The following is a 3,110-nucleotide window of genomic DNA, read 5'->3' on the forward strand; positions in this document are numbered from 1 at the left end:
AAAAAGCGCCCCCTGCGAGCGGAACGACCTGTCCTCCCGCGGCCTGGCGCCGCAGTACTTTCGGCGAGGTGGGGCTTAACTGCCGAGTTCGGAATGGGATCGGGTGATCCCCCACTCCATGGTTCCGCTCGCGGGAGGCGCTCCCGCGGCAACTGTGTGCCGTCCGAGGGGCCCGGGCAGGATGCCCGCGCCACCCTGGCGGTTGCATGCGCGCGACACGTCCATCGATGATCGCCGTACGTAGTCAATGGCAATGAAGAAGAGCTCGGGCTATTAGTAGCGCTCGCCTGAGCAGGTCGCCCTGCTTGCAGCTGCGCCCTATCGACCAGATAGTCTATCTGGGCCCTTACCGGAAAGGGAGCTCATCTCGGAGGCGGCTTCCCACTTAGATGCCTTCAGCGGTTATCCGTGCCGGACGTAGCTAGGCGGCGGTGCCGTTGGTCGACAACCGCGTCACCAGAGGTCCGTCCACCCCGGTCCTCTCGTACTAGGGGCAGATCTCCTCAACTCCCTTGCGCCCGCGGAGGATAGGGACCGAACTGTCTCACGACGTTCTGAACCCAGCTCGCGTACCGCTTTAAATGGCGAACAGCCATACCCTTGGGACCGACTTCAGCCCCAGGATGCGATGAGCCGACATCGAGGTGCCAAACCTTGCCGTCGATGTGGACTCTTGGGCAAGATCAGCCTGTTATCCCCGGAGTACCTTTTATCCGTTGAGCGACGGCCATTCCACTCTGTGCCGCCGGATCACTAGAACCGACTTTCGTCCCTGCTCGAGGTGTCTCTCTCGCAGTCAAGCCCGCTTGCACTCTTGCGCTCTCGGGACGGTTGCCGACCGTCCTGAGCGGACCTTTCGCGCGCCTCCGTTACGTTTTGGGAGGCGACCGCCCCAGTCAAACTACCCGCCTGGCACGGTCCGCGCGCCGGATCACGGCCGCGCGTTAGGCAGCCGGCACGACGAGGGCGGTATTCCAAGGTCGCCTCCACGGGGGCTTGCGCCCCCGCTTCAAAGGCTCCCGCCTATCCTCTACGCGCCGTACCAGATGCCAATGCCAAGCTGCAGTAAAGGTTCACGGGGTCTTTCCGTCCTTCCGCGGGTAGTTCGCATCTTCACGAACAGTACAATTTCACCGGGTCCACGGTTGAGACAGCGCCCAAATCGTTACGCCATTCGTGCAGGTCGGAACTTACCCGACAAGGAATTTCGCTACCTTAGGACCGTTATAGTTACGGCCGCCGTTTACCGGGGCTTGGCTTCAGCGCTTCGCCTTTCGGCTGACGCATCCGCGTAACCTTCCGGCACCGGGCAGGCGTCAGACCCTATACGTCGCCTTGCGGCTTTGCAGAGTCCTGTGTTTTTGATAAACAGTCGCTTGGGCCGTTTCGCTGCGGCCCCCACTAGCTCCGGCAGCAAGTGCCTTCACCGGCGGGGGCGCCCCTTCTCCCGAAGTTACGGGGCCAGTATGCCGAGTTCCTTAACCGTGGTTCTCCCGATCGCCTCGGTATGTTCTACCCGCCCACCTGTGTCGGTTTTGGTACGGGCGCCGACGGCACTCCCTAGAGGTTTTTCTCGGAAGCATGGGCTCACCGGCTTCGCTCGGTCGCTTCGTCTCGCGTCTCAGGCCTCGTGCAGGGCTGATTTCCATGCCCTGCGCCCTACGCGCTTTCACGGGGACGTCCAGAACCCCGCCCGGCTACCCTTCTCCGTCGCCCCATCGGTAATGCCGCGCCGTCGGCGGTGCGGGAATGTCTGCCCGCTGCGCATCGGCTACGCCTCGCGGCCTCGCCTTAGCTCCCGACTGACCCTGGGGGGATTAGCCTCGCCCAGGAACCCTTAGGCTCACGGCGCCAGGGTTTCTCGCCCTGGTCTCGTTACTCATGCCAGCATTCTCACTTCCGCGCCCTCCACCGCAGGTCGCCCTGCGGCTTCGCCGGTCGCGGAAAGCTCCCCTACCACTGAAAGATCAGTCCGCCGCTTCGGTGCATCGCTTAGCCCCGTGAATTGTCGGCGCATGTCCACTCGACCAGTGAGCTGTTACGCACTCTTTAAATGCATGGCTGCTTCTAAGCCAACATCCTGGTTGTCTGGGCAGACGCACATCCTTTGCCACTCAGCGATGACTTGGGGACCTTAGCGGGCGGTCTGGGCTGTTTCCCTCTCGAGCGCGCAGCTTAGCCCACGCCCTCTGACTCCCGGCCTCTCGACCCGCGGCATTCGGAGTTCGGTTCGAGTCGGTAGGCGGTGAAGCCCCCTCGTCGATCCGGTGGCTCTACCACCGCGGGTTAACGGCCGAGGCTAGCCCTAAAGCTATTTCGGGGAGAACGAGATATCTCCGGGTTTGATTGGCCTTTCACCCCTATCCTGGGGTCATCCCCTCCGTTTTCAACCGAAGTGGGTTCGGCCCTCCACGGGGTCTTACCCCCGCTTCAGCCTGCCCCAGGATAGCTCACCCGGCTTCGCGTCTGCAGCGTGCGACTCACTCGCCATCTTAAAGGCTCGCTTTCGCTGCGGCTCGTTTCCAAACTTAACCTCGCCGCACACCGCAACTCGCTGGCTCATTCTACAAAAGGCACGCCGTCACAACGCAAGGTTGCTCCGACTGCTTGTGGGCGCACGGTTTCAGGTACTGTTTCACTCCCCTCTCGGGGTGCTTTTCACCTTTCCCTCACGGTACTGGTTCGCTATCGGTCACAGGAGAGTGTTCAGCCTTGGAGGGTGGTCCCCCCGGCTTCGGACCGGGTTTCACGTGCCCGGCCCTACTCGGGATGCACCGCAGTGGTCCGTCAGGTTTCGCGTACGGGGCTCTCACCCGCTGCGGCCGGCCCTTCCATGCCGTTCCGCTACCTGACGGATTTGTGACCACTCCCAGGTGGGCAGCACCTGGACGGGTGTCCCGCAACCCCCGGGCGGCAACGCCTGCCGCTTACACGCGCCCGGGTTTGGGCTGGTGCGCTTTCGCTCGCCGCTACTCGCGCAATCTCGGTTGATTTCTCTTCCTCGGGGTACTTAGATGTTTCAGTTCCCCCGGTTGCCCTCCTCATCCCTATTTCATTCAGGATGGGATACCTGGGCATGACCCCAGGTGGGTTCCCCCATTCGGAGATCC

The 3,110-nt window shown here is 62.6% G+C and carries 2 rRNA genes; both read right to left on the minus strand.

Features of this window, described 5'->3' with window-relative positions:
• Positions 1 to 15 precede the first annotated feature (15 nt).
• Positions 16 to 130: ribosomal RNA gene (rrf, locus tag ACW4LP_RS12195) — 5S ribosomal RNA — on the minus strand.
• Positions 131 to 252: 122 nt separating this feature from the next.
• Positions 253 to 3,110: ribosomal RNA gene (locus tag ACW4LP_RS12200) — 23S ribosomal RNA — on the minus strand.

The organism is Adlercreutzia sp. CNCM I-6215 (genome assembly GCF_977072315.1).